The organism is Bradyrhizobium sp. NBAIM18, assembly GCF_020193825.1.
Classification (GTDB): domain Bacteria; phylum Pseudomonadota; class Alphaproteobacteria; order Rhizobiales; family Xanthobacteraceae; genus Bradyrhizobium; species Bradyrhizobium yuanmingense.
In genome coordinates this window covers 129,311-154,467 of the sequence record NZ_JADYVO010000003.1, presented here as the reverse complement: position 1 = coordinate 154,467, position 25,157 = coordinate 129,311, and the positions used below count along the sequence as shown (strand labels likewise).

Below are 25,157 nucleotides of genomic sequence, written 5' to 3'. Positions count from 1 at the left end.
CTATGCAGACTCTACCTGTATAAACAAGCATATGCTCCGCCACTATGGTCGGAGTTTAACCGATGAGCAGAAGCGAGTCCGAGTCAATCGGTGGTGCGGGATGAGCGAGTTATCAGGCGCTTTCGACGGCCTCTTCAAGAGCGAATTTTCGCGGGGAGCCTGAGTTCATCCCAGCCAAGCCCGAGAACGATACGAAGCGAGTACGGCTGTGTTCTGCTCAACAAAGAGATAAGTATCGCAAACGTGTGTGCACTCGAAGCGATCAGTCCGGAAAAGATCGAACGTGCGGCAATCTCCTCGTTGGTATGAATGGGCAGCGGATCGAATTTTTGGGCAAATTCGATGATCTGTTCTTTGTGACCTGGTAAGGGCCAGCCGTACGCAGTTTGCCAACCTCCGCCTCCTCGAAATACAAGATGGCCATTGGCGCCCCCCTGAAGGCCGTCTGGCTGATAATGCGACAGCTTAACCTTTCGGCCATCCAAAGTCAGCAGGTCTGCATATGGCCCGAATGCGAAGTGGCGGCACGGCCTGACGGCGTCTGCTCAGCGGAGCATACCGGACCAGATTTGCTCAGCCCGAGCTCTTCTCAGTCTGACCCTGGCGGACTTCAATGTCCTGAGCAAGTGGGACGATGCGTCCGCATTTGCACAGTTTAACGCGGCTCGGCCCTCAGCGCGCGGTTCAAAGTCAAACTGCTTGCGGGCGACACCCTTTCAAGGCTGTAACAGCGAGAGGAGGCGTTGTCGGTCCTGATCAAGAATACGTTGGGCTCTGCGCATTGTGTCCAGCTCTGCTTCAGCGGCTGTGCTATCCTTTTCTCCTTCAACTACATCGCGCTCGACCTGCCTCAACGCACCATAGACGAAGGTCTTGTCCATCAGTGTGCTCAGCTGGCGGGGCCCATCTCTTCTTCTTCGATCAACCTCAGCGCGGGCTCAACGTTCCGCTCGCAGCCACTTTTGCGCCGAAGCCGATCTCATGCGCCGTACCGGACTAAAGTTTGCGATAAAGTTAAGAACGATGCGTTGATGCTCGCGTTGGGCGCATGTCCATAGAGGAGGCAAACCATGCAAGGACAATGCGTAGTAGCAGTATACAGCTCCCGCAACGATGCAGAGCGAGCGTACCGAGCTTTGGTCGGTTCAGGGGTTCCAGCGGATCATGTGAGAGTGAGCAATCAACCATCACAATCTTCGATCAGCGATAGAGTAAGCGCCAGCTCGGATGGAGAAAGTTTCTGGGACTGGCTGTTTGGAAGCGATGTGCCGGATGACGAGCGCCGTCTCTATGAAAACCACATGCAAAGAGGTGGTGCCGCGTTGTCGGTGTTAGTAGATGCTCCGAGCATGGCCGATCTCGAACGTATTGAAGGTGTGCTGCAAGAGTACAATCCAGTCGAGATTCACGAAGAAAACAGCGATGGCACGGCAGCGGTCGGAAGCGGAGCATCAGGAAGCGCGGTAAGGCAAGAAGGATATGTCTCTCAAGGCGTCGAACGCGAAAAGGTCATCCCTCTTCCGGAAGAAGAACTGAAGGTTGGCAAACGGGCCACCGAGACCGTCAAACACATAAAAACTTACGTAGTCGAGGAGCCCGTGCAAAAGGATGTGCGACTGCGCGATGAGAGAACCGTGGTCGAGCGCCGTCCAGCCACGGGAGTTGCGACGGGACAACCCCTGGAGCGCGAGTACGAAGTGCGAGAACTGCACGAGGAGCCCGTGGTCCAGAAGGATGTTCGAGCCGGCGAAGAACTAGTGGTGCGCAAAGAAGCGACAGAACGTACCGAGAGAGTTGCCGATACGGTGAAGAAAACCAGGGCCGACATCGACAAGGCTGAGCGCTGAGTTCAGTCCTCGCCGATGGAGGGCCAGCACTCGTGTGAGGGCGGGTCAACATCCGCCCTCACTTACTCCGTCTTTAAACCGCGTGCCACAACTACACGCTGTGCTGGATTCCTCTAGTGATCTAGGCCTGCAAAGGCCGCTGCCGTGTGCGGGAACATTACAAATACCTGCCTCGGGTCACAAGTGAACACAGCAATCTTGCTGACTGGGACTAGCCTCCAAGTGCGTGGCGCTCCTTAGCGCCAGCCGTCGGACCGCCTTGGCCCCGCACTTGTCCCCTCCAGCCCCTAGGGGCCAAGGCTGGCCCGAGGGGCTTTGCAGCATCAGGATGAGAGCCTGCTATCCCGATCGTTAGGAGCGAGGGCGCGCCAATTGGGAAATGCAAGACCTCAGAATCGCACAGCAGCTCGGCAAAGCAGCGGATGGGTAGCGCCCACACTGCGCTTCACATTGATCCAACCTCAACGGCGTGGCTCGCGCCCGGATGGCGGCGTGAGAAAGAGTTCGTTAGGTTTCTTGTGGCTTGCTGAAAGCGTGCCGATTACCGCCGATTGCGGCACATTGGAATGGGAATGCCGGCCCCGGCTGTTTACCCCAGTCCTGCGGCTGGGGCCGTTTTGAACTTTCCTTGCATCGTTCAACCCGGTCCATGACCATGTTTAGAGGCATTGCCATCGCGCTATTTGGAATGGGCATCTTTTCGCAGCTTGACCGAGCGTTCTTCTATGGCCGCCATACCGACGCCGCGCGCAAGCTTGCGCGGGAGATTGGCCGAGGTTTTGGTCTGTAGGCCAGCCGCGCTGCGCTGACGAACGCTCGGAGCTACTTCTTCAACAGCAGTCCCAACGTTCGCGCCATACGCCTCACCGATCCGGCGTGACGGCCGAGTTCGGCGGCTATCCGCGATGTGCCAACTCCCCGCCGAGCGAGCCTGACTAATCGTCGGACTTCCTGCTCGGCCCATTGCTTTGGCTTCGGTGCTTTCATGGTGAGCGCGACCTGCAAAAGTCGGAGAAGGTTCTCGGTCGAGAAGATCGTCACTTCGAGAGAGGAGATATGTAGCTTCGATCTAAGACGGTCGGTCTGACTGCGCCGTCGAACAGCACCGTCACGCCGGGGGTGCGAATACTGATTTCGACAATGGTGCCGGTCTTGTGGGCCAATTTTGGGAACTGAACGATCCCCAGCTCGCTCATCTTGAAACGACTGCCGACAACAAGCCTGTCATCCTGCTGAGCGGTCATTTGGCAAGTCCGAACCCGCCTCATTGTGAGCCAACAAGACGTTTCTGTGGGCTCGCCTTGGCCTTCGTCTTTGCTGTGACGAATTGAACTCCGACGTGAGACCCGTCCACACAAACCAGCTCGCAGCGCCGAAATGCCAGTCCAGTTGACGAGAGAACTAGAAAGAATTCCTGTGCCTTCAGGGGGTCCGTTGAGCCGTCGACCTAAGCTTCGCGCCGCTTGCAGAGGCGTCCACGAGAACGCAGCTTCTTCGCCACGTGCCATCAACACCCATGATGCTCACGATGTGTTTGTGTTCAAATCGAACGCGGTGCGCCTTTCGATTGTTCTCTTTCATCTGCAATCCACGATTTCAAATCAGCTCGTTCGAATAAACACGCCGCCTCTCTGCAGGTCTCTGCAATCAGCAGATCGATCCGCGCCGACTGAGCCAGTAAAGTCGTTCGGGTTGTCTCGTTCAGTTTGGTTTGTCCGACGGTCAATCGGATGCAGCCATTCGCGAGTTCAAGAAGGATGATCGCCTGACGAGCGTCATCTATCGTCTGAATTTCGAGAGCTTGAATCTGCGATAATAAAGCGAGGAGGTTCACCAAAATATCGGGCAGTCCATAGCACGAGGGACTTGTCGCAGTTTTTGCTTTATATGGCTGTTCAAATTGTATCACTGACGACATCTGTCGCGAATCTCTAATTCCGATCGGCCTTGTCCTGCCGAAAGATCAAAAAAGCGATGATAAAAGAAAGACACTATACGCGAGTTACAACGGGGACAGGTCCACTCGGGCAAGCATTTGCTGTCGCAGAATGGCCACGCCGACCGGCTGTAGATGCTCCGTATCCAGAAATTAAGTCAAAGCGGTTGAAAAATAGTTAGCAGGTTGCGAGAAGCTGGTATCGTAGTACGACAAGTTGTGTCGGGGAGGATCGAAGTTCGGCGAACAATGGGTTGCCGAGTATCCGGGCTCGCAGCTGGTGTTCTAGATATTGCAGATGGGAGCATCAGGGCCGCCGGCCCGCTCACTTAGATCGTGCCCTCCTTCGCGACACGGAAGCTACGAACGTAATAACCTTGTCGATGAACGGCTGACCTAATCTCGTCGCTTACTTTGCGAATTCTTTTTCTACTCTTGCGCCAGTTATTTGCAGAGTAAGCACCGGGTATCGCGGCCCCTGTGCTTAGAACGAGCAAGTCCCGCTTGCCATTGCGATAGACATCAAACACTTTTCGCCCCCATTGATCGTATCGAATTAAGCACGAAATATGCTTCGGTCGTCTCAATGCAGGAGCTTAGTATCGCGGATAACTGTGCGGGTTGCAAATCTGCAACGCCTGCGACTTTAATTGCGCTCGCCCGCAACGAAGCAGAATTTCGCCGGGCCGTCGAGGCAATGCGACATGGCTAAGTCAATCACTTAGTTATCTCAGATTGCCGGCTATTTGAATCTTTGGCGACATGGTCGAGGCGGGCGCACTTATGTCGCACGCAAACGATCTGAGGGCAGGCTGTCGACGGATAGTCGCGCGGATCGTCCAAATCCTCAATGGTAGCAACCCAGCAGAAATGCCTTTCTTTCAAGAGATCCATTTTGAATTAGTCATCAATCTCAAGGCTGCCAAGAGCTGGGTTTAGAGCTTCCTCCTAGCCTCCTGACTCGCTCAGATAGGCTAATCGAGTGAAGGAGGCGACTTCGCAACGTCATTTGCAGGTTCCGTCTGTGATGAGAACGCCATAGCGCTCCCGCTCTCTCGAACACGGGAGTCGCCATGTTGACGCGGCGTCGTTTCAAACAGACTCAATCCCTGGAAGAGCGGCTTGCCGAAGAGGCAAAGCGTTTGCGCGAACAAGCTACGCTTATTCCGCCCGGGCGTCTACGCGAGCAGGTCATTCGGAAGGCTCGCCAATGCGAGACAGGGTCGCACATGAGCGAGTGGCTGCAATCGCCTGGACTAAATCCGCCCGAGTGAGGCGTTTCAGCCGGCAACTGTCGCCCTGAGTGCGCCTTGACCCTTCACGGCAGAGTCGTTCGGTCATGAGTTTACTATCGTCGAGGTGACCTCGGATTCAGGGTCAGCGACGGAGATATGGCTTGCCCTTGCTAAGCCAAACCAGGCGTCACGCTGGTCCTCGCAGCTAGGTTGGACAGCGCAAGTTCTACCTACTCTTCTTTCTGAAAAACAGCAGAGAATCTTTGAAGAAGTCAACCTCAAGCCAGGTGACGTTTACAAACTTTCCTCGGAATGAGAATGCGTCCTAGGCGACCCTATTTATGGGATGTCTTCCTATCGCCCAGAGCTGCCCTGCCGCACAACGCTTCGACAGTTTTTGATCCGAGCCGGAAGTCGTCCTTCAGGAACAGCGCGGTTATGATCGCGAAGATCTGTAAGCTCGAAATAAACAGTCTTTGAACTGGCTGTTCGGCTGGGGTTCAGATCAACCTTTTAAGGTTTCCGTCCAGGAACTGAAGGTTAGTGAACACATAAACGTAGGTGCCAGCCGTGGATCCGACTCCACGCCGCCGCGTAATCTACGCACCATGGAGGAGACGCTATGAGGAAGTTTCTTATTTCGGCTACGCGCAAGTATGCGCTCGGCGCCGCAGCAGCAACTGCTCTTTTCGTAATGCCGATCTCCGCCTTTTCCCAATCCATTGAGTTTGGACCGGGAGGTGTCCGAGTGTACGACGGTCGAGGGGGTCCGCAATGCGAGGAATTGCGGCGTGCCTGTGAAAACAAGGACATCTTAGGGGAGCGGGGCGAAGGAAATTGCCGCAGATACCGGGAGACTTGCCAACGACCAGTTCGGAGGGATGTCTGCGGCGAACTGAGACAAGCCTGCCTCTACAAGAACGAGTTGGGCGAACGAGGCGAAGGAAATTGCCGTAGGTATCGCGAGACTTGTCGAGGTCGCATGTAAGGCCAATCTTCGACGTTGCAGAGGCGTCGGCACCGACCCCATGCACCTGTCGTCTCGAGGGCCGATCGATCGCAAGTAGCGCACGTGATCCGGTTGCAGCCTGCTTCCAGCGAGGCAACCATGCAGCATTGGACATTACATGCGCTGGCGTGGGGGTTAGCCGTCCCAGGGTTGGCGGCTGTCGTTTCCATGGATCTGTAGGCGCGTCTCAACTAATGAATTGCGGTGGCTTGCCGCTCTCGAAATCGGGCCTGACCTCAGCCCCTCGAATGCCGCAGCCGGCGCAGACGAAGCGTGGCTCGATATCAGACAGGCGCATCTCATCAGGCCAGCGATCTCCCCTCAGAGCGACGTGATGGCCGCAATGGCAGTAGACCAAGACCTCGCGCAAGCCCATCGGGCGCAGCTCACCGAACGTAAACGGGGTTAGTGTCGAGGGAGCTTTGCACTCGGCTCAATCGACCGCAGTGTCGGCACGTGCGGAATCGAGGGGGCGGGTCGAGTGCGGAATCAAAGTGGTTAGTTTCCCAAGAGTTAACCTAAGCTAACCCACCAGCCGGACATTCCTAACATAGTTTGGGCCTTCATCAATTTTCGTTGCCGCTTCCGCAACCCTTGCCGCCCCGTCACATTGAGGAACATGCGCTTAGGCGCACGGCTATCCAGTCCATAGCCCGAGCGGCCCCAGCCCTGGGTCATTGATCCAGGCCTGGGGTCGTTCTTCTGCCGAACACCAGGTGATCTCCATCAAAGTGGGGACATGCGTGCGGCTGCCCGCGGGAGGATCAGACGTCCGGAGTCGACCACGTCGGCCCAACGTAGAGGTCTTCAGATCGAGCACGAGCTGGGAGTGAGCGGTCTGTGGCTACCTGGCCGCCATTTCTTCTCCGAGAACATCCCCTAGTGCATTCAACTTTGTGAGCCGCCCAAAAATGAAGGCCCTAACACGGTAGGGATCCAGCTCGCGACAAGTCTTGCCAATGGCACGCAGGATGGAGGGGTAGGCAGAACACTCAGCGCATCTCGCTTGGTTACATGCCCCGGGCCGGTGTCTTGGACGAATAGGAACCCGGAAGTCAACAGGATCGTTGCAAACACCAGGATAGCTGCGATGACCAATTATTTGAAGCTGCCGACTTGGGCCGACAATGAGAATATCTTCGCCGTCGTTGAAACTCCTCGCGGGAGTTGCTGCAAATTGGAGTTTGATAGGAAGCTGCGGGTGTTTACGCTATCAAAGGCATTGATGGCTGGCTTAACATATCCTTACGACTGGGGATTTATCCCATCCACTCTAGCTGATGATGGCGACCCGTTGGACGTGTTGGTGATCCACGACGGCGCTACGTACCCCGGCACGGTCCTCAGGTGTAGGCCCATTGGCATTCTCAAGGTCCTTCAGGTGACCGAGCGCAAGAAAAAGAGGAACGACCGAGTTGTTGCGGTGCCGCGTCACTCTTTCTTTGCCGGTGATTTGCCGGACGTTCGCAACCTACCTGCGACTGCAAAGAAGCAATTGGAAAAGTTCTTTGATGCTACCAACGCGCTCAAAGACAAAAAGCTCGAGTTTCTCGGTTGGCGCGGGCCGGTCAGGGCCATGAAGCTCATAAATCGATGTCGGCTCTAACCTCGGTACGTTCGGGACCGCCACTGTCGCATCGTCCGCTGAGCGGCAACAAGCGATGAATCTGCTGCAGGTTGAGGGACAACTGAGGCGAGCTCGATTCAGAATGGCGAATGCTCGTGACATTGAGGGCGGCAGAAGCCCGGCGCCGGGCGCGTTTAGGAACGTAGCTCCGCACACGATGTTCTTGCCTTCAGAACCAGCGGAGGAACAGATGACACAAACGGCTCGCGACATATTCGTGGTCGGCTTGAGGAACGCGCACGCGATGGAGATCCAGGCGCGCGAACTGATGGAACGGCAATCCGAGCGCCTGGACGAGTACCCGGAGGTGAAGCAAAAGGTCGCCGCCCACCTTCAAGAGACGAACGAGCAGTTGAAGAGGCTGGAGCAATGTCTGGAAGCATGCGGTGAGAGCACCTCCACCGTCAAGGACACGGCGCAGTCGCTCGCGGCGAACACCATGGCGATGGCTCATTCGATGGCAGGTGATGAGATCCTGAAGAATACCTTCGCCAACAACGCTTTCGAGCATTTCGAGATCGCCGCCTACAAGTCGCTGCTGACCCTTTGCCCGGCGGCCGGCATGGACTCCGCCCGCGCTCCGCTCGAGGCCTCCTTGAACGAGGAGGAGCGTATGGCCGCCTGGATCGACGCCAATGTGGCGAAGGTCACGATGGATTACGTCGCGCACGAACAGGCGGCGTAAGTAGCGTCGGGAAGCACCTTGGTGACGGGCGGCGCGTTGGGAGGTACTTACCTTCCGATGCATGAGCCATGTTAGGGTTGGATTAGCGTCGCGTCAGCGCGAGGCCGGACGTTTCTGGTCAAAGATCCGGCCGACTAAACCGGATGGCGTGATCGCACCGTCCATTCCCCGCACACTGCACCGGGGCCGGAGGTAGTCGCCCCCCTGACTTGGGGGCCAACGAGAAGGTCCTTGTGCCGCCCGGAGCCGTCGCTTGGGTTGCGTGGACGCAAAGAGACCCTACAGCGCGCCGGCAATCATGCTCTGCTCGTCACGGTCGCTGCCTCGCTGCTGCCCCATGCCCTGAAGCGGCTGTTCGACCAGACCCGGCCCAACCGCAGGACGGTGATTGGCCACCTCCATGGCGTTCCATTCTCCGGAAAACGGGAAGGCGCGTTCCCTTCGGGCCACGCGATGCATATGGGAGCCGGCGGCCTTCGCTCCTGAGGTCTGCGGTGATGTGACGGTGATGCCTGCTGCCTGCGCGCGCTTCATGCAGCCCGTAACCAGCAATCTCCAGTAGGCCGCCAACGGACCTTCTATTAGGTGTCGCTAATTTTGAAGGCCGGAAACATCGTGCCCCGATGCATGTGAAAGGCGCCAAACGGGCCGACTTGCTTAGGACTTGCCCTAAGACCTTGACAGCTCTTCTCTCGCTCCGTAAACCATCTATATGGATGGTGAATGGATGGTTTTTCCATGGCAGACAACGTTCGCGAACTCCGGCCGAAGCCTTCGGACAGCGAAAAAATCACCATCAATCTTGGCTATGTCGATCTTGGTCAGGTCGACCTGATGGTGCAGGAGGGTTTCTATTCGAACCGCACCGATTTCATCCGCACGGCAATCCGCAACCAGTTGGAGCGGCATGCCGACATCCTGAAGAAGTCCGCCACCCGAAAAAGTTTGGATCTGGGTTTGAGGCACTTCAGCCGCGAAGATCTCGAAGCGGCGCGGCAAGCCCGCGAAATGCTCCACATCAACGTCTTGGGCCTTGCTAGCATCGCTCAAGATGTCACGCCCGAGCTTGCTCGCGCCGCGATTGCGTCGGTCTACGTCCTGGGCGCTTTGCAGGCCAGTCCGGCGGTCAAGGCCGCCCTCGCCGATAGAACGCGGTGAACACGATGCTGAGACAGGACATGATTGGAGAAGCCACGCGCCTGACGCGCGCTGGTCGGCTCGTCGAGGCTACCGCACTGCTGCAACGCATGCTGCGCGGCGGAGGTGCGCCAGGCCCGAATTCGCGCAATGCCCAGCCCACCCTTGAAGAGCCGACAATCATCGACGGGCAGGCCAATGTTATCGAGGAGAACAACGGGCCGGACGTGACGCCGGCGCAAGCCCACATGCTCGGCGAGTTGCTTGACCGCGCAACGCAGCGCGGTGGGTTTGCATTGCGGGGTGTAACTGCGCGCAAGCCGCCCTCGCCGGCAGATGTCGTGCCTGACGGCACACGATTCATCGAAGGTAGCTACAGCAATCCAGCGGGAAGTCGTGCCTACAAGCTCTTCATCCCGAGCCGCCATAAGGAACAACCCCTTCCCTTGATCGTGATGCTGCACGGCTGTACCCAATCCCCGGACGATTTCGCCGCTGGTACGAGGATGAACTTCATCGCTGAGCAAAAATCCTGCTTTGTGGTCTATCCGGCGCAGCGCAGCGAGGCAAACCGCGCGAAATGCTGGAATTGGTTTCGCGCAGCCGACCAGCAGCGGGGCAGGGGTGAACCCTCGATCATTGCGGGGATCACTCGTCAGGTCATGCGCGATTTTCCGGTTGATAAGGATCGTGTCTATGTCGGTGGACTATCGGCCGGAGCTGCCGCTGCTGCTGTCATGGGTAACACCTATAAAGATCTGTACGCAGCAATTGGCGTACATTCTGGACTTGCTTGCGGCGCCGCCACTGACCTTCCTTCTGCGCTGGTCGCCATGCGACAAGGCGGGGGATCCAATCGCTGGGCTGTTGTTGGTGACGGGCCGCCTGTCCCGACCATTGTTTTTCACGGCGATCACGACACAATCGTTCATCCCAACAACGGTGATCAAATTCTTGAGCAGTCTGTACGAGCCATGCGGCTGCATAAGAAAATTGACCGCGGCCAGGTACCTGGAGGCCATGCCTACACCTGCACGATCCTCAGCGACGCGAGCGGGCGCGGAATATTGGAGCACTGGAATATCCACGGCGCAGGACACTCATGGTCCGGAGGCAGCCCTGCTGGCTCCTACACTGATCCGAAAGGACCGGACGCAACGAGGGAAATGATGCGTTTTTTCCTCGGGCATTCGCTCGCGCAGCGATCAGGGTAGCGGCCGTCCGCTCATGGGCCCGATGACGAAGTTCGGTTTGGCTCAGATATGGTCTTTTGATCGGGGCACACCGGAAGTGACACGGCGCCGTTCAAACCGGCGCTTTTGACCCGTTGCGGAAGTCACGCCTAGCTAGCCTTCTTCCGCTGGGTGACTAAGTATCGCGGCAGCCGCTGCATGCCGAGACCGGCAAGAACGGGGAGCGCCACGAACTCCGGCAGCAGACAAAGTGCGCAGAGCCACGGGTTCACTTGCTTGCGCGGTCGGACCGTCAGGCCATTGACGATGAGCGGTGCTGAAGCAATTTGATCGTCGGTGAGCGACTTCGGTACGTCTCGTACCGGTGGTTCAGGGCTGAGCATAACTTCAACTTACCACGGGCCTTTCAGCGGTTCACGACTTCACGATCCAATGCTCGGATGGCCTTCAGGGACGATTAACCAAAATGCTGACGGTGACTGCTGTTGGCCCGAATGCGAAGTCTAAGCGGGCAGCCAAATAGTTTGCTTGTCGGGTGTGACCGGAAACGGCGATACGCCCGCGAGCAATAGCGTCTGAGCTCACGGCCGGTTGCTTAAGGGCGTCCGACGAGCAATGGCAGCACGTCTGCACCGCCCGCCATGAGCCGATTCGACGGCTCGAAATGTTCCCGCAATTCTCGCTTCCGGACGAGTGAACGCGCATCGAGAAATGCGGTCCGCAAGTTCGACGCCGCAGACCGGGAAAGGGGTCACGGCGCGCCTCGCACGTTGCGAAAGCCCCGAAGCCCACCAGCGAACTCCCCGATTCGGAAGAATTTCTTGGATGAACCAAGCGTTTGCCGATCGACAGCAGCAGAGCCTCGGTCCCAGCTCGTTTTTCGATCCTAAAAACCTCCAGGCTGGGACCGATGTGGTCTACAGCGGCGAAAGCCGTTCCATCAATACCAGCCCATCTTGAAACAGAGGCCACACCAACCAGCGAGCGCGATTATAGCGGCGATGTTGATGTACTTCTGCACCGTCTGCATCACTTGTCGTAGTCAAAGGCTCGGCCACACGAGCTTTCTAAGCCGACCAACGATCTTGCTCTTCCTGATAGGCTTGCTCGTTGAGCCGCTCAGCGATCTCCCCCGCAAGCTGTTCCGTCTCGGCAGAGGCGACCGGCTCGCCTTTTTGGTTCTTGAGCTTTTCCCTGTGCACTTCGATTGGGAAATCGTCCGGTGTCAGTGGGGGATCTTTGTTCATGGCGACCTCAGGGGTTGTTTGGTGCTGTAACCCAGCCGATCGTTGATAGTTGCTCGCGAGGGACGCCTGAGAGATCGGCGGCGAAATCCTCAATGACCCGCCGCGCCTCTGCGAGCCGGGACGGTCTTGGCTCTCTTACCTCGCTCTGCTTCACGGCCTCGACCATGGTCCGACTGAGCGCCTCTTTGATTCAATCAAGGACAGTCCCTAGCAGTTCGCCCGCGTCGTTCGAATCCGTGAGCGCCCACCAGCCCTTGCGCGCGAGCTACGGCTGGACAAGCCGGCTCCAACACTGATGTCGCGAAGCGAGGCAGGCCGTCACGCTAGAGCCCGACGCGCGGAGGGCAGGCTTTCGCCGCGACCAAGGTGAGCAACCTTCACGCCCCCGCCTTTCGGATAGACTTGTGGTCACGTCACCGGTCGTGCTGTTTCCTTCACCGCCTGGGCTGTTGTCGCCATGCCGGCGGCATAGGCGGCTCCTGCGCCGAGGAGAAGCGAACAGAAACTTGCAAACATCACATACGCGAAGTGTTTGCGAGCTGCATCGATCTGGGCCGGCGTCGCAGGTCGGCCCGTTGCACCGACAGTGTCCCGTCCCGTGTTGTTGGACCAATAGGCGACGCGGGCGCTGGCTGTATATGACGGACCGACCAGGTTGCTGGCGATGCTGGTCGCGGACGCCGGCATCATCGCTGCCGCACCAACCACGACGACGGTCGCGACCGCCCAAGCGGCAAGTGCGTGGCCGACGCGGCCGAGCCCGGTCTGGTCCGGCGAATTGGCTGCGGCAACCGCACCGCCAAGAAACGCGGCGATGATTCCCGACACTGCCCACCACACGAAAGCGGCCCAGCTGGCGCCAGCAGGCGCCGACGCGGCCGTGGGAATGTCGATGGCGAGCAGACCGACGCCCAGGCCCAGCATGGTCAGCAAGATCTGGACGACCAATGACGTAAATACTCCGGCCAGTACGGCCGACCAGGTCCAACCAAAGAACGGGTTGGCTATTGTACGTGTGCCCATAGCGAGTCCTCCACGAACTTTGTTTCGTGTTCCAACGCTCCCTCGAATTTTCCGTTCCTGGGACAGGAACTCCGGAGGCATTCGCGTTTTGGTTCGCACAAGGTAGAAGAAGGCCGGATACCATGACACTTGGTAGAGGTGCCCTATTGTGGCTGTTCGGTATTCCCCTCCCTGTCATCCTGCTGCTTGCGCTGTTCTGGCGTTAGCTTGCGGATCGGAGAGAAGGGCGCAGCCTTAGCTGAGCCAGGAACGTTGCTTGCGCTGATATCTTTGCGGGGTCTTTGATCCCGCTTCGAGCGATTTTGATGATTGTCTTCGCCACCAATTCCGTGAGCGGATCGTCGCGATCCTTCACACAAAGGGTGCGCAACGTTTGCTCGTAAGCCTTTGTAATACAGGCAATCTGCTTCGGCGCCATACTGTCGGTTTGCAAATGCAAGTAGATGGCCATGTCTCGCCCTCCAGCACGCCTATGAGGTCGCACAATACCATGGAACCGGAGCTTAGCGGGAACTGGCCGTCATTCGTTCTCCTAACACCGTGACCCCCGTGCGGCAGGTCAAGGTATTTGGTCCTACGAGAACAGAACAAGTCCGAAAAAGCCTGATCCACTTTTAGAAATCAGTGGGAACTTCCAACCATGCAGGGCCATCAACCGGCGTGCTGGCACATTGCCCCGGGCTGCCGAAATGAAATCTGAGCCAAGGACTTATCTGCGCAACGAGCTGATCGAATGAGCGCGATTTCCGCTGTTGGCCCTTAGCCGTCCTGCGCCACCCACGCATTTGCCACGCAGCATTGCACACGCAATGGGTATAACCATCGAAAACAGGATACTCTCGCCTCATCGTCCTCGAGCTTGATGAGGATCGAATGAAGCGGCGGGAGTTCATAGCGGGCACCGCGGCAATACTCGTTTCGCCAAGGTGTTCGGAGGCGCAGGGACGCCTCGGCGAATTGGTTTCCTCGGCGCTTGGGCGGATGAGCCGGCTCGCGACCCAGTTCACGCCGCGTGGCTCAGCGGCTTGCGCGAGAAGGGCTGGATCGAGGGCAAGAACCTGCTTATCGAATATCGTTATGCCCGGGATCGACTGCCAGCTTTAGCCGCCGGGTTGATCGCTCTAACTCCGGATCTGCTAATTGCCTCCGGGCCCGCAGCAGCACTAGCCCTGAAATCGGCAACTGTTACCATTCCGGTTGTATTCGTGGCTGTGTTTGACCCCGTGGGGCTCGGCCTCGTCCGAAGCCCTCCGCGAACTGGTCCCTGGCGCCTCGAAGGTTGCGATCCTAGTCAATCCGGACAACCCCATGCACCGCTTGGCATTAGCCCGAGGAGATACCCCGCACAGCGCGAGCTAGGCTTGGCTCTGCCGATTGTTGAGGCAACCAAGGCCGAAGAACTCGACACCGCCTTTGCCTCGGCCTCCGCCCAGCGCGCCGCTGCGATCATTGTCCTTGGCGATTATTTGACTGTTTTCGAGTCTCCGCGAGTTATCGCACTTGCGGCCCAACACCAACTGCCCGCGATTCATCTCTTCCGGCAATTCGCCAAGGGCGGATTGGTCGTCTACAGTCCTGATTTAGCCGACATCTGGCGTCGTGCAGGCAGCTATCTCGATAAGATCCTCAAAGGCAACATGCCTGCCGATCTGCCGGTAGAGCAGCCAACCAAACTCGAGCTAGTAATCAACATGAAGACTGCCAAGGCGCTTGGCCTCACTGTGCCGCCCTCGCTGCTCGGCCGTGCTGACGAGGTGATCGAATGACACGCAGTTTGCTGCGATGCATGAGTCCGGAAGTGGCCCATAGGCGACCTACGATCATGTCTGCTGTTTGTGCCGCTGTTGAACGATGAGCGGACATCTGGAGCGCCCGAACTAAGCGCGTGAACACGCTCCAGATCGCCGATTGCTGGGAGGTTCGCTTTCGGGGTTGATGGGCGGTACAGCACGACAAGACTGGCTTAAACGCAGACCAAATCACTGCTCAATTGCTGAATTCAGTACTTCACTTAACCCAATGCTTCTGTTTGCCCCCGTAGCCGCACATACGTGCTACTCTCATGCAGCTCCAGCCAGCCGCGCTCCTGCGCCAACGCGACTGCGGCGCTGAACTGTTGGCCCGTGCCGCCCTGTTTAAGGAAAGGCACATTGATCAGCTCAATGACGATCCGTCCGTCCTGTACGGGTTTAATGCCGCTGGCGATCTCGACCAGCTTTCCAGCGGCGACTTCCGATCAGCTAAGGGGCGGGCAGCGGCGTGTTTCATGGCGGACAATCGAAATATTGAGTCGCCGTGGAAGACCAAGCACATGTGCGGTGTCAGCCAATATGAAGCTACTTCGGCTTCTGCTTGTCTGCCAACTCGCGAGCGGCCAAGCTAAGCTCCAGCTCTCTGAGCTGTTCGACCAACTCCTCTACTATCTCCTCGTAGTCAGATCGCGGCAGGGAGTGTATGCCGCGCGATGTCATCTGGCTTCGTAGAATAGTTGCCATCATGGCTTTGACGCTCATGACCTCTCGCTCAAAAGCTAATCGTCATAAAAACAATCGGAAGTAGAAGCCAAACACTGGGGGTGCGCAATCTCCGTAGAATTACGGCCATGGCGGACCATTGCAGTGCAAATACGGCATGCTCAACGACCGCTTTAGCCGCGCGCTTCGACATTGAGCCCGAAAGAACGCAATGGATTGCGCCCATTGTGATTGACGCGCGATTTGAAACCGCAGCGAAAGCCGATCGAGATTCGGAAAGTAAAATTGGTTCAGAGCTATAACTATAATGACTCCGACGCAAAAATAGAAAATAGGGTGCAAAAAACAAAAAATGAATGGGAGGAGTAGGTGGATACTGTGAGTCGCCTGCGCGCGATGGCATCGCTGTGCCGTCAGACTGCCGCGCATCACCCCGATAGAAGTTGGAAACTGCTCGCCGAAGCTGAGTATTGGGAGCATTTAGCCAACGATGCGCTGCACGATCACTCGTGCGCATCTGCCTTCCCGCTCCTAGCAATCGGAGATGATGCGAACACCACGCAATCGGCGCCCAGTATGGCGGTATGAGCGTTTCGGTTATTTTCTGTTCTGGCCGGAGGGACTCTCAAACTCGTCGCGCGAGTACGAGCAAGTTGGCAGTTGCAATCGCACTTACATTACGAAAAAGCTGAACTGATCTTTTTAGCAAGGGTTGCGTTCATGGATAGCGTAGAAAGGTGCTTCGCCGCAGTGACGGCAATCGGTTTCTTTCTGTCACGACGGGTGAGGTGATCCGTTCGAAGATTCCGATCGCACTGATCGCTGCCTTGCTCCTCGCCGAGATTGCTTGGCTTCGATCGGAATTTGCTCACAGCTCTTCGGCTTGCCCGATGACCAAGCCAATCGATCAGAGCTCCCTGTTCTGTGCGCAACTTACCGAGTGCGGAAAACACGACGGTACTGATAGCTTGTTGCTGGCTGCGCAGATGGTCTTCAACTAGCTTGTGTCGAGTGACATAGCCTGCATTCACTCCAGGGATTGAATGGTTCATCAGGAGCTTGGCGTCGAATTCGGAAACGCCAGCAGCGGTGGCAAGTGTCCGAAATGTTTGACGAAGGTCATTGCCCCATTTTGATAAGATATCTCGGTCCTCCTTGGTTTCCGCCAGGTGTCCGGAGGCGCTCTCAGCTGGGAATAACCATTCTTGCGCCTGAGTCGGATGCATTTGCCTGCCGAAGCGAAGCACTCGAATGAGGCTCAGTATCATCACCCGAGACAGCGGGATGTCGAACGCTCGCTTGCTGCCTCCCTTGGGCCTAGGGATGTGGAGCGTTCGCCGTCGAAAATTGATGTGTTCCGGCTTAGCCTGCTGCAATGCGGTTGGCCTAGACCCACACAGCAAGGTGAAAAGATGGAATTCGCGCCGGATTGGATTGTCCAGATTTGCCAGCTCTATGAACCATCTTCTCAAATCGCCGGTGCCCATACCCGTGTTCCTGCGCTCCTCCTGATTCCAATCGACAGCATCCGCGGGATTGTCACGCGGCAGCGATCGATTGGTCTTCCGAGCATGATTGTAGATGGCTCGCAGCGTCCGCATGCTCCCATTGGCCATGTAGGGACCGTTCTCCCTAGTAAGCTGATCATGCTTTTTGGCGACGCGAGCCGGATCATTCGCGAGATCGAGCAGAGGGGTGTCAAGCCATTCCGAAAAGAGACGTTCGACGTGATCCCGATAACCACTTATCGTTTTCTCGCTACGGCCTTTTCGGATTAGGTGGGCTTCCAAATAGCGTTGCCAAGCCTGCTTCAGGGTCGCGCCCGTTACCCCACTGTTCCAATCGGTCTCGGCCTGTCCGGCCTTTCCGCCTAGCCTCAGTTTCGGGTGCTGCCCCTTGCTGATCTGAGCAAGGTATTCCTTGGCAATTGCGCGAGCCGCTCGAGTCGTTAATTCGGTGGCATCTCCAATCGACACTCTTATGGAAGAGGCCCGCTTCCCCCGATGTCTGAGGTCGCCTTGAACCGTGAAGGTCCTTTTCCGCTTACCCACGACGACGAAGAAACCTTTCAACTCGGTGTCGCGAGCCAAATACCAGCCATCTTCAGGAGTCGGTAGCTGAGCGATAGCTTTGTCGCTGAGAGCAATGCGAATGTCGCTCATGGGGGCGGATGTGAACTGCTAAAACGGTTTTCAAACGGTTTTGGCGAGCCGAGGTGTTTGAAGGTCTGGGTTCGCTGGACTGCGAAGCTATGCGACAAGTCCCTAGAAATAAAAGACCTTCTTGGCCGTTGTCGCGGCGTGGCGTAGATTCAGAAATCGTAGAGAGGCGCCCGTCTTGAACTCTTAATCAGCGGGTCCCAGGTTCGAGCCCTGGTGCGCCCACCATACAAGGCCTTCTCGATCCATCGCTTGGGCGGACCCTTTTCGAGAACAAAACGGGTCTCGTGCGAGTTTTTTGTAATCGGACGTTACACGGGCGGACCGGGCGTCGACCTTTTGTTTCTGTACCTTCGCCCATTCGATACAGGGCGGAAATCCGACGGTACAGGCCGATCGCGTGCTCATCGTAGATTAGGATACAAGAGCGAGCAAAACGGGCAATCTGTTCTGCCCGTCGCCGCAGGCTATTGATTTGCTCCAATGTCGGCCTGACTATCAAAGGTCTGTCGTTCCGTCTCCGGCCTCAGCATGGCGGTGAGGTCGTAGAGGCGGGCGGCCGCGGCTAGCAAATGAATCCGCTTCCGAGCACCATTAGCCCACAATATACGTGGCGATCGCTTGCCACAGTCCGGGTCCGGGCCGTGAATTGTACGACGATCCTGTGGTCGCTTGTCAGGCGAGGGCTTGTAGGTGGCGATGTAGGGATGGGCGATGTCGTTCCGAGTCGGTCGATGCCGATTTTACCTGGATCGGCCTGGATACATCGAGCGGCAGCGCTCGCCGGCTGGAGACGTTGCGCACCGCGAGACCAGAGCGGATGCTCGCGACCCCGGCGATCCGGGATATGCGTGCGATCAGATTTTCGAGGTCGGAGACGTCGGACACAATGGCACGCAACAGATAATCCTGATCTCCGACCATGAGATAGCAGTCCATGATTTCGGCGATGCGACCGACTTCAGCAGCAAAGCCGTCGCGGACACTCTGCACGTGTTTTTCCAACGTCACCTGGATGAACGCCATGACGCGCAGGCCGACGATCTGCGGATCGACAACGGCGACGCGCCGATTGATCACGCCGAGCCGCTCCAGATTCTTGACTCGGGCAAGACAAGGGGACGGGGAGAGGTTGACGCGCGAGGCCAGCTCGACATTGGTGAGACTGGCGTCATTCTGAAGTTCTTGCAGGATCCGCAGATCGATTTTGTCCAGCGTGTCAAAGCTCATCGAGACCTCCTTAGCTTTCCCCAAATACCCGCCGGGCGAGTTTTTCTGGGTAAGAGCCGCAGCTTCGGGTATTCGAGGAAGCTAAGGCGGCTCTGGGGGTCTGTATTTCGCTAAATTGTCATCCTATATCGAAAAACAGACAACCTTGAAATTTATGTCATAAGCCGCCCTTCGAACTGACCAATATCGCTCCAATCGGCTGATCACGAATGGATCAAATTGCTCAATGGGCGTGCTACGTTCTCGCCGGGTTGGGTCGAAGGGACCGGCAGCGCGGTGCAGTAGAAAAGTCGGCGCGGAGCGCTCCGCGCAATCGTTTCTGCCGTCGATCGGGTCAAGCCTCTCACAATACGGTAGTTCATTCAACGCGGATCCCGTTAGCCTATCGGGCATGATGGATGCAGACATTCTCAAGATCAGGCGTGAACCGGACCTCGTCGTCCTCACGATGAACCGGCCTCCCGCAAACGCCCTCAATTATGCGCTGATTGCGCGCTTGCTCGAAGAGATCAGGCGCCTGGAATCCGAGCCGGATCCGCCCGGCATCGTTCTGACCGGCGAGGGAGATCGCTTCTTCAGTGCTGGCGGCGATATTCGCGAGGTCACCGGGCTGCAAGTCGCCGCGCCGCGCATTCGCTTTTTCCATGCAGTGTTGTGCGCGTTCGAGCGCTATCCGGGTCCCGTGGTCTGTGCTGTGCGCGGTTACGCGGTCGGCGGCGCTCTCGAATTTCTCCTGCATTCCGATCACGTGATTGCCGACCACAGGGCCAAGATCGGATTTCCCGAGATAAATCACGGTCTTCTGCCGGTGGCCAAAGGCATGCGCCAGGCCGCGCTGCGGCTAGGAAAGCGGGCGGCGCAGGTCTTGCTCTATTCAGGAGTCCTCGTGGATGCGGGGAAAGCGATGCAGATCGGTGCCTTCGACGAAGTGGTTAACACCGACGCAGTACTGGATCGCGCGATCGATGTCTGTCGGGACTTCCGAAGCAAGGACCCAAAACTCTTTGCGGCCATCAAGCGATCCTTGAATTTGACGGGCCAGCTAAGCGATGATCAGCTTGAACAGATGACGGTCGACGACCTCGGCCAATATCTCGACAACGACGACTCCGCGGATGCCCGCGCGCGGTTTCTCGCCAGGAAATGAAAGCAAGATGACGGAGGATGCATCCGCGGACGCCCTGAAGCTCGAGCTCATGACGTTCGAGGAGGTAGCGGCTGCGTTGAAGGACGGCTTCGACACCGTGCTCGTGCCGTGCGGCGCAATCGAGCAGCACGGACCCCATCTGCCCCTGTGCATGGATGCCGATCATGCCGAGCATCTGGCAGTGTTGATCGCTCGAGATCTTGGCAAGACGCTCATTGCGCCAACCATCAAGGTTGGCTGCTCGTCGCATCACCTAGCGCTGTCAGGGACAATCTCCCTGCGCAACGAGACGTTCGAGGCGGTCTGCCAGGATTATTGCACCAGCCTCGCCCTGCACGGCTTCAGGCGCATTCTGCTGTTCTCGGGCCATATCGGCAATTTTCCTGTTCTGGCGGACATGCTGCCGCGCTTGCTCCGGGCCACTGACGGCCAGGTCCGCATCGCCGCCTATACGGATTCCCAAGCCTGGATCGGATGCTGGAGGCATGCCGTCCAGGCTGCCGGAGGCGATCCGGAGAATGTCGGTGGCCACGCGGATATTGCCGAAACGTCTCTGATGCTCAAGCTTCGGCCTGAGAGTGTCCGCATCGATCGCTTCGTGCGCGGCCATCTCGGCGCGTTGACACCCGATCAACTGGATCTGATGTGGAAGAACGGCATCGTGTCCGTGTCAAGAAACGGCATCGTCGGCGATCCGCATGGATCGACAGCTGCGATCGGAGAACAATGTTTGCATGATGTCGGTGGCCTTCTGGCGAATTTCTTCCGTACCTTGGACTGAGACTTCCGCGTCGCTCTTGCCGACATCGCATCAAGACCCCGCAACTATGTTGCGGGGTTTTTCCGTTCCGAACCAGCAATGACTGCGCATCCTTCGTGCAGCAGGAAATAGGGAAATCCATATCTCTCGGCGTCACCTTCGGGAGAAAATATCGTTCGACCTATGACAGTCTCTTTGCATCAGAGGCGAGGCGAAGGGAAACGATGCATGTCACTCAAGTTTGGATTGTGGTCGGAGCAGGAAACGCAGGTCGGACACAGCTATGCTCGCAGACTGCACGAACTTGTCGACGAGGCCAGGCTCGCCGAGAAGATGGGCTTCGATTTCGTCGCGCTATCGGAGCAGCATGTTGCGCTCGGTGGCATATCGAGTTCGGCTCCCGAAGTCGTCTTCGGTTATCTTGCGGCTGTCACCCAGCGGATTCGGCTCCGCACTGCGGTGACCCTGATGCCTCAGCGCATCAACCATGCCCTGCGTTCGGCCGAGCGGCTCGCCGTCAGCGATATTCTGTCTCACGGGCGGATGGAAATGTATTGCGGCCGCGCGAACACGACGATCGCCATGCGCGCTTTCAACGTCGATCCCAAGGAAACCTTGCCGCAGATGGAAGAAGGCATGGCCCTGCTGCGTAAGGCGATGCGCGAGGACATCTTCACGTTCGATGGTCAGTACTATCAGGTGCCGCCGCGCATGCTGGTGCCGAAGCCCGTGCAAAAGCCATATCCCGTTATCGGCATTGCGGCGACGAGCGAGCGCAGCCACGCCTGGGCAGGCGCGGAAGGCCTGGCTCTCATGAGCGCCACGATTTACCAGGGTTTCGAGAATCAGCAGAAGCTGATCGATGCCTATCAGAAGGCCTGGAAGCGCGACGAGACCGGTCCCCTCGATCGCCCGCGCGTCGGCGTGCCGCTATTCTTCGGCATCGGGAAGACCGATCAGGCGGCCAAGGACGACTACGCCGAAGCGCTGATGCACTACGCGCGCATCTCGACCGACGCCTATCCGCGTCTCGCCAAGCTCGCCGACGACTACTCCTATATGAGCGAGAGCGTGCCCGCGATGGAGCGTGCAGGTCGCGATTGGGACTATCTGCTCAATCATTCGGGCACCACGGTGTGCGGCAGCCCCGATACTGTCATCCGCCAGATCGAGAAATTCCAGGCGATGGGCATCCAGGAGGTGCTCCTGCATCTCGACTCCGTGACCCACGAGAAGATCATGGAAGGTATCGAAATGGTGGGCCGCTACGTCATTCCGCACTTCAACGACCGCAACAACGTCGTTCGCCCGACCGACGAGATACTCGACAGGATCAGGGCGATGCGTCCGCAAAACGATTCGCCGGCGGCCAAGTCGGCCTGAGGAGACGGCCATGACGTCCTTTAACTACACGTATCTGCTCATTGACAAGCGTCCCAGCGGCGTCGCCGTCGTGACGATGAACCGCCCCGAGCTCCTCAATGCCGTGAACTGGGAGATGCACCATGAGCTCGAGCGCGTTTTCGTCGACCTCGATTCCGACAAGGACGTGCGCGCCATCGTGCTGACCGGCGCGGGCCGCGGTTTCTGCTCGGGCGGCGACCAGAAATCGCTCGACAAAGTCGCGATCCCGTCGCCGACGCGGGCCGGACGTCACCTGATCCGCAACATCCTGGAGGTCGAGGCGCCCGTCATCGCCGCCGTCAACGGCGCCGCGGTCGGGCTGGGAGCGACGCTCGCCCTGATGTGCGACGTGATCTTCGCCCATTCTAGCGCGCGCTTCGCCGATACCCACGTCACGGCGGGTGTCGTCGCCGGTGACGGCGGCGCCGTCATCTGGCCGCTCCTGATCGGGCCGGCGCGCGCCAAGCACTATCTGATGACGGGCGATTTCATCTCCGCCGAAAAGGCGGCGGCGATGGGGATGATCAACGAGGTGGTGACCGACCGCGACGTCCGCGACCACGCGATCGAATATGCCGAAATGCTGGCGAGCGGTCCGCGCGAAGCGATTGCCTGGACAAAATACTCGGTCAACAAGATCATCAAGCAGTACACCCACCTGCTGCTCGACACGTCGATTGCGCTGGAAACGCTGACCTTTGCGAGCCCCGAGCGCCGCGAGGCCGTCGCTGCCTTCGCCGAGAAGCGCAAGCGTTTCGCGGAGAAGTGACGATGACAGAGCCAACGCGGACGTCTGGCGCCCAATATGCCGACGTGACGATCCCGAGCCTGCTGAGGACCAGAAGCGTCGAGCGAGCCGGGGAGGTCGCATTCTGTCAGAAGCGAAACGGCCAATGGCTTCGCACCACCTGGAAGGACTACGCTTCGCTCGTCTGCCGTATCTCCGCCGCAATGAAGGCGGTTGGGCTCAATCGCGGAGACCGCGTCGCGATCATGGGGGACGTGTCGCAGGAGTGGCTTTTGGCCGACATGGCCACGATCTGCTCCGGCGCCGTGACCGTTGGCATATACTTCACCTCTTCGCCGGAGGAAGTCGACTATTACCTGCAGGATTCGGGGGCGCGAATTGCCTTTGTCGGCTGCGAGCTGCAGCTTCGCGCCTTTCTCTCCGGCAGCCAGGCGACCGCACTCGAGAAGATCATCATTATGGATCCCGGCTGGAGCGGGGCTTCGCCGGCAAATAACGTCACGACGCTGGCGGACTTTATCGGCGGGGTCGCGGTCGATGCCGGCGCGGCGCTGGCCGAAGAAGCCGCTACTGCGAAAGCCTCCGACATCGCAACGATCGGCTACACCTCGGGAACGACGGGTTATCCCAAGGGAGCCATTCTAAGCCATACGGCTCTGCTTGCGGGGGCGCATACGAACATCACGTTCTGTCCACCACTCGCAACGGAGCCGCAACGGGTTGTCGTGCATCTGCCGATGTCCCACACCGTCGCCCGCGCGCAAGCCACGACAAAGCCGCTCATCACGCGCGTCGTCCCCTATTTCGGCGAGACCACGGCCGAATTCGCCGCGACAATTCGCGAAGTGAAACCGACCTTCTACATGGCGCCGCCGCGGTTCTATCAGCGCAATGCGGCGCAGATTCTTAGCAAGGTCCAATCCGGATCGGCTCGGCTTCGCCAAAACTACAAGCACGCGATGCGGATTGCGAAGACGGTGCTCGCGCATCGCCAGGCGGGCCGCGAAGCGAATCCCTTTCTCGACGGTCTGTTCGAGGTGTGCTGCGAGAAGGTGTTTCGTCCTCTGCTGGCCGAAGTGGGTTTCGATCAGCTCACCTATCCTTACACCGCCTCGGCGCCAATGCCGTCGGAAGTCATGACCCTGTGGCAGCTCTGGGGACTGAACCTCAAGGAGTGCTACGGCCAGACCGAAATGGTAGGCGGGAATCTCGGCCAGATGGCGGATTGGTCCAAGGCCGGCACTGTCGGCATTCCGGTTCAGGACCCGGCCTGGGAAACCCGGGTTCTCGAAGACGGCGAAATGATCGTGCGAGGTCCGGGCCTCTTCAGTGGCTACTGGAACAAGCCCGCGGAAACGCAATCCGCGCTGAGGAATGGATGGCTCTATACGGGGGACGTGGTCCAGGTTCAACCCGATGGGGCCTTCAAGCTCGTCGATCGCAAGAAGGAGATCATCAACACCTCGGGCGGCAAATCGGTCAGCCCGACCCAGATCGAGAACGAACTGCGTCAGAGCCCGTATATCTCTGAAGCCGCTGTGATCGGCGAGGGCAAGAAGTACCTCACGGCCCTGATCGAAGTCGATGCCACAGCCGGCCTGGATTGGGCGCGGTCGCGCGATGATCAGGTGAAGGAGTACAAAGACCTCGCCAAATCCGAGATTGTGATCCGCCTGATCGAGGGCGAAGTCGCAAAAGCCAACATTCGGCTCGCGCGCGTCGAGCAGATCAAGTCGTTCCGTATCCTGCCGGAAGAACTCTCGCCCGACACCGGCGTCATGACGCCGACGCGCAAGAAGCGCCGCAAGCCGCTGATGGAGCGGTACAAGTCGCTGATCGATACCCTCTATGACGATTCCGAAGAGCAGCTCATCAAGGATCAGTTGTCGCCGGCGTCGAAGTCGCACGAGGTCAGTCCATGAAGATCAAGCACGCGTACCTGACCGCGTCGAACCCCGAGGCCCTGGCGCAGTTCTATCGCGAGATCGGCATGCCGGTTCGTTTCGCCGATGGCGAGCGATGGATACAGTTCGCAACGGATGGCGCCGCATTCTGCATTGCGGGTCTGGACGAATCGGCCGTGGAGCCGTCCTCGAATGCCGTTGTCGTCTTCGAAGTCGAGAAGCTTGAAGGCGCGCTGGCCAAAGCCATCGACGCGGGCGGGACGAACATCTCGGGCATCCGCGACATGGGTAGCCACGGCCGTGCGGCCCAGATCCGCGATCCCCAGAACAACCTGATCCAGTTCTTCGAGCGGGCCAAAGCATGAGCGAGGTCGCTGTTGCCGCTCGCCTGG

25 protein-coding genes and 2 pseudogenes are annotated in these 25,157 nt (G+C 58.2%); 16 read left to right on the top strand and 11 right to left on the bottom strand.

The genetic code is table 11. From position 1 onward, the window contains the following. Window positions 1-134: 134 nt before the first annotated feature. On the bottom strand, window positions 135-485 hold the full coding sequence (locus tag I6F17_RS08260; RefSeq protein WP_225125327.1) for a MaoC/PaaZ C-terminal domain-containing protein: 351 nt from the start codon (window positions 483-485) through the stop codon (window positions 135-137). A 231-nt stretch (window positions 486-716) separates the two neighbouring features. Continuing rightward, complete coding sequence (locus tag I6F17_RS08255; protein WP_225125329.1) at window positions 717-881, bottom strand: hypothetical protein; 165 nt, start codon at window positions 879-881, stop codon at window positions 717-719. A 291-nt stretch (window positions 882-1,172) separates the two neighbouring features. On the opposite strand from I6F17_RS08255, the gene I6F17_RS08250 reads away from it, so the two are divergent. After that, window positions 1,173-1,847: a YsnF/AvaK domain-containing protein gene (locus I6F17_RS08250; RefSeq protein WP_225125331.1), complete on the top strand. Its 675-nt coding sequence runs from the start codon at window positions 1,173-1,175 to the stop codon at window positions 1,845-1,847. Window positions 1,848-2,884: 1,037 nt separating this feature from the next. Here the strand turns inward: I6F17_RS08250 and I6F17_RS08245 are convergent. The 4 genes and pseudogenes from I6F17_RS08245 to I6F17_RS37910 form a co-directional block, all read right to left on the bottom strand. Next, the gene (locus I6F17_RS08245) at window positions 2,885-3,091 is read right to left on the bottom strand and encodes a hypothetical protein (RefSeq protein WP_225125334.1); all 207 of its coding nucleotides are present in this window, start codon (window positions 3,089-3,091) and stop codon (window positions 2,885-2,887) included. Window positions 3,092-3,111: 20 nt separating this feature from the next. Continuing rightward, window positions 3,112-3,428 (bottom strand): annotated as a pseudogene (locus I6F17_RS08240) (PilZ domain-containing protein). Continuing rightward, complete coding sequence (locus tag I6F17_RS08235) at window positions 3,388-3,681, bottom strand: hypothetical protein (RefSeq protein ID WP_225125335.1); 294 nt, start codon at window positions 3,679-3,681, stop codon at window positions 3,388-3,390. The pseudogene I6F17_RS08240 and the gene I6F17_RS08235 overlap by 41 nt, the downstream one beginning before the upstream one ends. Before the next feature lie 431 nt (window positions 3,682-4,112). Further along, window positions 4,113-4,313 (bottom strand): hypothetical protein, encoded by a 201-nt coding sequence (locus I6F17_RS37910; RefSeq protein ID WP_225125337.1) that lies wholly within the window; start codon window positions 4,311-4,313, stop codon window positions 4,113-4,115. 543 nt (window positions 4,314-4,856) lie between these two features. Here I6F17_RS37910 and I6F17_RS08225 point away from each other — a divergent pair. From I6F17_RS08225 to I6F17_RS08195, 6 genes are all read left to right on the top strand, one after another. Further along, complete coding sequence (locus tag I6F17_RS08225) at window positions 4,857-5,057, top strand: hypothetical protein (protein ID WP_225125340.1); 201 nt, start codon at window positions 4,857-4,859, stop codon at window positions 5,055-5,057. A gap of 2,060 nt (window positions 5,058-7,117) precedes the next feature. Then, entirely contained in the window at window positions 7,118-7,633 is a 516-nt protein-coding gene (locus tag I6F17_RS08215) for an inorganic diphosphatase (protein WP_225125342.1), read from the top strand. Between the two features lie 211 nt (window positions 7,634-7,844). Then, window positions 7,845-8,339, top strand: a complete 495-nt coding sequence (locus tag I6F17_RS08210) for a ferritin-like domain-containing protein (protein ID WP_225125417.1) — start codon at window positions 7,845-7,847, stop codon at window positions 8,337-8,339. Between the two features lie 231 nt (window positions 8,340-8,570). Then, on the top strand, window positions 8,571-8,825 hold the full coding sequence (locus I6F17_RS37905; protein WP_346769958.1) for a phosphatase PAP2 family protein: 255 nt from the start codon (window positions 8,571-8,573) through the stop codon (window positions 8,823-8,825). A gap of 252 nt (window positions 8,826-9,077) precedes the next feature. Next, on the top strand, window positions 9,078-9,497 hold the full coding sequence (locus I6F17_RS08200; RefSeq protein WP_225125419.1) for a CopG family transcriptional regulator: 420 nt from the start codon (window positions 9,078-9,080) through the stop codon (window positions 9,495-9,497). A 5-nt stretch (window positions 9,498-9,502) separates the two neighbouring features. Continuing rightward, a complete protein-coding gene (locus I6F17_RS08195; RefSeq protein WP_225125421.1) occupies window positions 9,503-10,690 on the top strand; it encodes a PHB depolymerase family esterase in 1,188 nt (395 codons plus the stop codon). 1,046 nt (window positions 10,691-11,736) lie between these two features. Here the strand turns inward: I6F17_RS08195 and I6F17_RS08190 are convergent. The 3 genes from I6F17_RS08190 to I6F17_RS08180 form a co-directional block, all read right to left on the bottom strand. Then, on the bottom strand, window positions 11,737-11,916 hold the full coding sequence (locus I6F17_RS08190; RefSeq protein ID WP_036031726.1) for a hypothetical protein: 180 nt from the start codon (window positions 11,914-11,916) through the stop codon (window positions 11,737-11,739). Between the two features lie 408 nt (window positions 11,917-12,324). Then, complete coding sequence (locus I6F17_RS08185; protein WP_225125348.1) at window positions 12,325-12,864, bottom strand: hypothetical protein; 540 nt, start codon at window positions 12,862-12,864, stop codon at window positions 12,325-12,327. Window positions 12,865-13,141: 277 nt separating this feature from the next. Continuing rightward, window positions 13,142-13,390 (bottom strand): hypothetical protein, encoded by a 249-nt coding sequence (locus tag I6F17_RS08180; RefSeq protein WP_225125349.1) that lies wholly within the window; start codon window positions 13,388-13,390, stop codon window positions 13,142-13,144. Window positions 13,391-13,865: 475 nt separating this feature from the next. On the opposite strand from I6F17_RS08180, the pseudogene I6F17_RS37900 reads away from it, so the two are divergent. The 3 genes and pseudogenes from I6F17_RS37900 to I6F17_RS37895 all read left to right on the top strand — a co-directional run. Continuing rightward, window positions 13,866-14,129: pseudogene (locus I6F17_RS37900) on the top strand (ABC transporter substrate-binding protein); the annotation flags it as partial. 171 nt (window positions 14,130-14,300) lie between these two features. After that, window positions 14,301-14,705, top strand: coding sequence for an ABC transporter substrate binding protein (locus tag I6F17_RS37590; RefSeq protein ID WP_225174708.1), 405 nt, complete (start codon window positions 14,301-14,303; stop codon window positions 14,703-14,705). Window positions 14,706-15,001: 296 nt separating this feature from the next. After that, entirely contained in the window at window positions 15,002-15,322 is a 321-nt protein-coding gene (locus I6F17_RS37895) for a hypothetical protein (protein ID WP_225125353.1), read from the top strand. 768 nt (window positions 15,323-16,090) lie between these two features. On the opposite strand, the gene I6F17_RS08165 is transcribed toward I6F17_RS37895, so the two are convergent. Further along, on the bottom strand, window positions 16,091-17,575 hold the full coding sequence (locus I6F17_RS08165; protein ID WP_225125355.1) for an integrase arm-type DNA-binding domain-containing protein: 1,485 nt from the start codon (window positions 17,573-17,575) through the stop codon (window positions 16,091-16,093). 672 nt (window positions 17,576-18,247) lie between these two features. Beyond that, window positions 18,248-18,802, bottom strand: coding sequence for an Lrp/AsnC family transcriptional regulator (locus I6F17_RS08160; protein WP_063710679.1), 555 nt, complete (start codon window positions 18,800-18,802; stop codon window positions 18,248-18,250). A gap of 391 nt (window positions 18,803-19,193) precedes the next feature. On the opposite strand from I6F17_RS08160, the gene I6F17_RS08155 reads away from it, so the two are divergent. The 6 genes from I6F17_RS08155 to I6F17_RS08130 all read left to right on the top strand — a co-directional run bounded on the left by I6F17_RS08155 (window position 19,194) and on the right by I6F17_RS08130 (window position 25,130). Beyond that, the gene (locus I6F17_RS08155; protein ID WP_225125357.1) at window positions 19,194-19,949 is read left to right on the top strand and encodes an enoyl-CoA hydratase/isomerase family protein; all 756 of its coding nucleotides are present in this window, start codon (window positions 19,194-19,196) and stop codon (window positions 19,947-19,949) included. Further along, window positions 19,918-20,730 (top strand): creatininase family protein, encoded by an 813-nt coding sequence (locus I6F17_RS08150; protein ID WP_225125359.1) that lies wholly within the window; start codon window positions 19,918-19,920, stop codon window positions 20,728-20,730. Before I6F17_RS08155 ends, I6F17_RS08150 begins: the two co-directional genes overlap by 32 nt. A 207-nt stretch (window positions 20,731-20,937) precedes the next feature. Further along, on the top strand, window positions 20,938-22,092 hold the full coding sequence (locus I6F17_RS08145; protein ID WP_036041881.1) for an LLM class flavin-dependent oxidoreductase: 1,155 nt from the start codon (window positions 20,938-20,940) through the stop codon (window positions 22,090-22,092). 10 nt (window positions 22,093-22,102) lie between these two features. Continuing rightward, a complete protein-coding gene (locus tag I6F17_RS08140) occupies window positions 22,103-22,882 on the top strand; it encodes an enoyl-CoA hydratase-related protein (RefSeq protein WP_225125362.1) in 780 nt (259 codons plus the stop codon). 2 nt (window positions 22,883-22,884) lie between these two features. Continuing rightward, a complete protein-coding gene (locus tag I6F17_RS08135) occupies window positions 22,885-24,783 on the top strand; it encodes an AMP-binding protein (protein WP_225125363.1) in 1,899 nt (632 codons plus the stop codon). After that, window positions 24,780-25,130, top strand: coding sequence for a VOC family protein (locus tag I6F17_RS08130; protein WP_036041887.1), 351 nt, complete (start codon window positions 24,780-24,782; stop codon window positions 25,128-25,130). Before I6F17_RS08135 ends, I6F17_RS08130 begins: the two co-directional genes overlap by 4 nt. The last annotated feature ends 27 nt before the right edge of the window (window positions 25,131-25,157 follow it).